Origin of the sequence: Novosphingobium aerophilum, assembly GCF_014230305.1 — a bacterium.
GTDB classification, from domain to species: domain Bacteria; phylum Pseudomonadota; class Alphaproteobacteria; order Sphingomonadales; family Sphingomonadaceae; genus Novosphingobium; species Novosphingobium aerophilum.
The window spans coordinates 1-5527 of sequence record NZ_JACLAU010000077.1 but is presented as its reverse complement, the minus strand read 5'-3'; the positions used below and the strand labels follow the sequence as shown (position 1 = coordinate 5527).

The 5527-nt window shown below is 63.1% G+C and carries 5 protein-coding genes and 1 pseudogene; 1 reads left to right on the top strand and 5 read right to left on the bottom strand.

Going from position 1 to position 5527, the window contains the following annotated elements:
* Positions 1 to 205: 205 nt before the first annotated feature.
* The 4 genes and pseudogenes from arsH to H7F49_RS18725 form a co-directional block, all read right to left on the bottom strand.
* Positions 206 to 946 (bottom strand): arsenical resistance protein ArsH, encoded by a 741-nt coding sequence (gene arsH / locus H7F49_RS18740; protein WP_185685085.1) that lies wholly within the window; start codon positions 944 to 946, stop codon positions 206 to 208.
* The gene (locus H7F49_RS18735) at positions 943 to 1377 is read right to left on the bottom strand and encodes a GNAT family N-acetyltransferase (protein WP_017502972.1); all 435 of its coding nucleotides are present in this window, start codon (positions 1375 to 1377) and stop codon (positions 943 to 945) included. The genes arsH and H7F49_RS18735 overlap by 4 nt, the downstream gene beginning before the upstream one ends.
* Entirely contained in the window at positions 1374 to 2435 is a 1062-nt protein-coding gene (gene arsB / locus H7F49_RS18730; protein WP_017502971.1) for an ACR3 family arsenite efflux transporter, read from the bottom strand. The genes H7F49_RS18735 and arsB overlap by 4 nt, the downstream gene beginning before the upstream one ends.
* Positions 2432 to 2557 (bottom strand): annotated as a pseudogene (locus tag H7F49_RS18725) (arsenate reductase); the annotation flags it as partial. The pseudogene H7F49_RS18725 and the gene arsB, both read right to left, overlap by 4 nt.
* 62 nt (positions 2558 to 2619) lie before the next feature.
* Here H7F49_RS18725 and H7F49_RS18720 point away from each other — a divergent pair.
* Positions 2620 to 3384 carry an IS6-like element IS6100 family transposase gene (locus tag H7F49_RS18720; RefSeq protein WP_001389365.1) on the top strand — a complete coding sequence of 255 codons (765 nt, stop codon included), beginning with the start codon at positions 2620 to 2622 and terminating at the stop codon, positions 3382 to 3384.
* A gap of 369 nt (positions 3385 to 3753) precedes the next feature.
* On the opposite strand, the gene H7F49_RS18715 is transcribed toward H7F49_RS18720, so the two are convergent.
* Entirely contained in the window at positions 3754 to 4671 is a 918-nt protein-coding gene (locus H7F49_RS18715; protein ID WP_017503726.1) for a recombinase family protein, read from the bottom strand.
* Between the last annotated feature and the right edge of the window lie 856 nt (positions 4672 to 5527).

Here is a 5527-nt window from a genome sequence, read left to right as displayed (position 1 = left end):
TGCAAACTCCACCATAACGATGAGCCCGGTGGCCACCAGCGACGCCGCATTCCGGGGTGGGGCATGCCCCACCCCGGAATACACCATCGCCTACACCGGAAATTACACCACGAGCGCGGACGCTAGCTTTGGATGGGTTAGCCCGGATGGCTGTTTTCAGAATAAGCGGCCATTCTAAGTCTAACTGGTGGGCAACCCGCGGCCATCAGCCGAGCGCGCGCGAGGCAAGATCGGCCGCAGCATCACGCTTCGCCTGTGCGGCCTTCCGTTCGGAATAGCGATCGACGAGTTGCCAAGCGTGAGCGCGGGTCAGGATCGTGAATCGGACCAGTTCCTCCATCACGTCCACGATCCGGTCATAATAGCTCGACGGGCGCATGCGGCCGCCTTCGTCGAACTCCTTGAACGCCATTGCCACGCTCGACTGGTTGGGGATGGTAATCATGCGCATCCAGCGGCCGAGAAGGCGCAGCGTGTTGACCGCGTTGAACGACTGCGAGCCGCCAGACACCTGCATGACCGCGAGGGTGCGACCTTGGGTCGGACGCATGCCGCCGAACTCCAGCGGCAGATGGTCGATCTGCGCCTTCATGATGCCGGTGATCTGGCCGTGTCGCTCGGGGCTGCACCAGACCATGCCTTCGGACCATAGCGCATGCTGCCGGAGTTCGTGGACGGCGGGATGATCGTCGCCCTTCACCTGATCGGGGAGCGGCAGGTCGCTCGGATCGAATATCCGCACCTCTGCGCCGAACAGGATCAGCAGTCGCGACGCTTCCTCGGCTACAAGCCGGCTGAACGAGCGTTCGCGCAGCGACCCATAGAGCAGCAGGATGCGCGGCGGTGGCTGATCGTCGCCCATGCCGGTGCCCGGCCGGGCGATCGCGATGCTGCGATCTAGCGCGGGCAGATGGTCGGGGTCGGCCAGGTCACGAAGGCGAGTCATCCAAGATCCTTGACGAGATAGGTCGCGCGCGGACCGCACAGCGACGTGAACTGCGCAGTCGCGGCGATGAACGCCGGCGCGGCATCGCGATCGGCATCGGCGTAGCCGAGCCTGCGGAAGAACTCCCCGGAGCCGCTGGTCAGAAGGTGTAGCCGATCGACCGCGCCATCGGCGACGCCTTCGAGGCGCTCGACCAGCATCCGGCCGTAGCCCTTGCCGCGCCGGGTCGGCAGCACTACCAGCGAGCGGAGCAGCCGGTCAGCGTCGTTGCCTTCCAGACCGATGAACCCGATCAGCCCTTCATCGTCGGACAGGCTGAAGAACATCTGGTCGAGACCGCCGAGATCGTCGGTCGGGAGCTGCGCGGCGCCGAGCGCGAGGCGCAGGACATCATCAGCGTGCCGAGCCTCCGAGAAATAGACCTGGGTCATGCCGTCGCTCTCGCCTCGTACCAGGGCCGCGTCCGCTTCACGATCGAGACGACCGACAGCATCACCGGCACCTCGACCAGCACGCCGACGACGGTCGCCAGCGCCGCTCCCGAGTTGAGCCCGAACAGGCTGATCGCGGCGGCGACGGCCAGCTCGAAAAAGTTGGAGGCGCCGATCAACGCAGCCGGGGCCGCGACGCGCCATGCCACACCGAGCCTACGGCTCAGCCAGTAGGCGAGCCCCGCGTTGAAATAGACCTGAATGAGGATCGGCACCGCGATCAGGGCAATGACCAGCGGATGGGCGATGATCGCCTCACCCTGAAACCCGAACAGCAGAACCAGCGTGGTCAGCAGCGCCAGCAGCGACACCGGCCCAAGCCGAGCCAGCAGCCGGTCCAATGCCTCCTGTCCGCCCGCTCCGATCACGACACTGCGGACGATCTGCGCGACGATGACTGGCACGACGATGTAGAGCATCACCGAGATCAACAGCGTGTCCCACGGCACCGTGATCGACGCGACGCCGAGGAGCAGGCCGACCAGCGGCGCGAAGGCAAAGACCATGATCACGTCGTTCAGCGCGACCTGGCTCAGCGTGTAAGTGGGCTCGCCCTCGCAGAGGTTGGACCAGACGAACACCATCGCCGTACAGGGTGCGGCGGCCAACAGGATCAAACCGGCGATATAGGAGCTGACCTCGCCCGCCGGCAGCAGGGGCCGAAACAGCCAGCCCAGAAACAGCGTGCCGAGCAGCGCCATCGAAAACGGCTTCACCGCCCAGTTGATGAACAGGGTGACGCCGACGCCCTTCCAGTGCTGGCGAACAGAGCCGAGCGCGCGGAGGTCGATCTTGAGCAGCATGGGGATGATCATCAGCCAGATGAGCACCGCGACGACGAGGTTGACCCGCGCCACCTCGGCTGCGGCGATCGCGCCGAACAGGCCCGGCAGCGCGTAGCCGAGCGCGATCCCGACCACGATGCACAGCGCAACCCAGACGCTGAGATAGCGCTCGAATGTGCTGATCCCCGGCTTGGCCGACGCGGCGGTGGTCATGCGCCGATCCTGTTGCCCGCGTCGTCGATGACCTTCTCGCCATCTTCCTTGGTGAAGGCGCCGCGCTGCCGGGCCGGCAGCAGGTCGAGCACCTCTTCCGACGGACGGCACAGCTTCACGCCGGGCTCTGTTGCAAAAATCGTGAAGCTTGAGCATGCTTGGCGGAGATTGGACGGACGGAACGATGACGGATTTCAAGTGGCGCCATTTCCAGGGTGATGTGATCCTGTGGGCGGTGCGCTGGTATTGTCGCTATCCGATCAGCTATCGCGACCTTGAGGAAATGCTGGCGGAACGCGGCATTTCGGTCGACCATACGACGATCTATCGCTGGGTCCAGTGCTACGCCCCGGAGATGGAGAAGCGGCTGCGCTGGTTCTGGCGGCGTGGCTTTGATCCGAGCTGGCGCCTGGATGAAACCTACGTCAAGGTGCGGGGCAAGTGGACCTACCTGTACCGGGCAGTCGACAAGCGGGGCGACACGATCGATTTCTACCTGTCGCCGACCCGCAGCGCCAAGGCAGCGAAGCGGTTCCTGGGCAAGGCCCTGCGAGGCCTGAAGCACTGGGAAAAGCCTGCCACGCTCAATACCGACAAAGCGCCGAGCTATGGTGCAGCGATCACCGAATTGAAGCGCGAAGGAAAGCTGGACCGGGAGACGGCCCACCGGCAGGTGAAGTATCTCAATAACGTGATCGAGGCCGATCACGGAAAGCTCAAGATACTGATCAAGCCGGTGCGCGGTTTCAAATCGATCCCCACGGCCTATGCCACGATCAAGGGATTCGAAGTCATGCGAGCCCTGCGCAAAGGACAGGCTCGCCCCTGGTGCCTGCAGCCCGGCATCAGGGGCGAGGTGCGCCTTGTGGAGAGAGCTTTTGGCATTGGGCCCTCGGCGCTGACGGAGGCCATGGGCATGCTCAACCACCATTTCGCAGCAGCCGCCTGATCGGCGCAGAGCGACAGCCTACCTCTGACTGCCGCCAATCTTTGCAACAGAGCCCTTCTGCGTGTGCGCCCCGAAGCCACGCATCGTCATGTCCTGCAACATACGCTCACGCAGCGAATGGGTCGGGGCAGCGGTCGTGATAGTATCCATGGTAAGTTCCTCTCCGTTGAAGGAACTCCACCGTCGGCGGGCGACGCCGCCCCGCCGAAAGCCTCACAAATACTACGCTACGTCACCCCAAGCGACCCTCCCGCGGAGCGGGTTCGTGCTTTGGTCGGCAGCCGACTCCACGTGAGTGTCAGCTGTCCTCGCGATCCGGCTCCAATCCGGACAGTCGCCTACCGGCCCGCAGCCGACCTTCTCCGGCATTCACGGCGATAAGGTCGCCGGTAACTTCGGCACGACGATCAAGCCCAAATTCCGCGCCTGAGAAATCACGCGCCTCACCCCCTCAGGCGACCATTGCGTACCTTTGCGCGGCGTTGGCTCTCGCAAATCCTTGCTCAACCACGTCGCGAGGCTGCGAAGAGTAGCATCTGGATCGTTGTTGAGCTTGTCGGCCACCAGCAATGCGATCCGACTGTCGGGAGCCAATCGCGGCGCCGCCTCGAGTATCACCCGATCAGCGTAGCCCGCTTCGACCAACGTTCGGCATGCCTTCACCAGGGTACGCTCGGAAAACGACCGCACCGGCGGCTTAAGCGCCTGAATACGCCGGAGCACCAAGCTCCAGGGTAAGTGCGGTCGCAACCGCTCGACGATTGGCAGCCATCGAAGCCGGCCATCGACCAATTCGTGAAGATGCTTTTCCTTCAAACTGTGGCGCAAGTCGCCTATCGCCGACGGGTCTCTCGCGCGCATCTTCGGATTTCCCGGTCTGGCGCCGCGCGCAACCGCGGCCTTCAGCCCTGCCCGCGTCCGCTCGCGAATAAGCGCACGTTCGAACTCCGCAAAGGCGCCAAGCATCTGTGTCATCAGCATCCCTTGCGGGCTGCTGGTGTCGATCGGATCATTGATCGAGCGAAAATACGCTCCCTTGGCGCGGAGCGCTTCGACGATTTCCAGCAAATGTGACAACGATCGTGCGAGGCGATCGATCCGCACAACCACGAGGGTGTCCCCCTGTCCCACCGCTGCGAGCGCGCTGGCCAGTTTCGGACGGCTGCGGCTAGCGCCGCTGGCCCGGTCCTCGAATAGGGTTACACAGCCTGCGCGTCTTAACTCACTAATCTGGGCGAAGGTATCCTGTTCGTCGGTAGAAACGCGGGCGTAACCGATCAAGGGCATTTGTCACAATCCATCTAACGGGGTCAACCGACCGGTTGTCCCCGTATGGTAATCGCTTGAGCCCCGGTTGACCATCGTCCGAGGCGGATCAGATGCCTGGCACCCATCCCGTTTGAACCGAGTGTGCGGACGTTGAGAGAAGCCCCCTGCCCCGCCTGTCCTAGCCTGTGGATGCGCTAAGAAAGTGTCGCCGAAAAACGCTGGAGATCAGCCACGCAGCATCCAGGCGTCCGGCGGTATTCTTCCCTGAATCCAGCCGTATTCTTTCAACGCAGGATCCAGAAATTGGGCGGCGCCGGAGCGTCCAGTCGTATCCTGAAAACGACAAAAACCGGCCCTGTCCTACCCCCATTTCCACTGTCCGTGAAGAGCCATTATCGGACAGCGATCGTATCGTACAAGCAGAGTATACTTTTTAGGTGATTGATATACATATCGCTCGATGCTCCCCTCCCCTCCCCCGTGGCAACTCATGCTCGCACGAATTGAAGGTGCCCTCCCCTTCGTGGGTGAGGAGCTGGGCGCGGGCCTTGCCTTTGCCTCATTGCGTCGGCTCTGGTGCGTCCATGTGCGTGACTATGCCTTTGAAAACCTTGGCCCATCGCACAATCCGGGTCCGGAAGCAGCCGAGCTCATGCGCTCCTGGTACGCCAACGAGCGGCAGGACTTCCTGTCCTGGATCGCTCGGCGGGCGCCGCCTGCCCTCGCTGATGCAGCCCGCACGGCGCTTGTTGATGGCGGAGTAAAATGCCCCAGAAGTGACATTTGAAAATTCCCCACTTCTTCTCGTTGACCCTGTCCGGGGCGCGCCCCGGACAGGGTCAAATTCCAAAAATCCGGCATAGCTTTCCCGGTG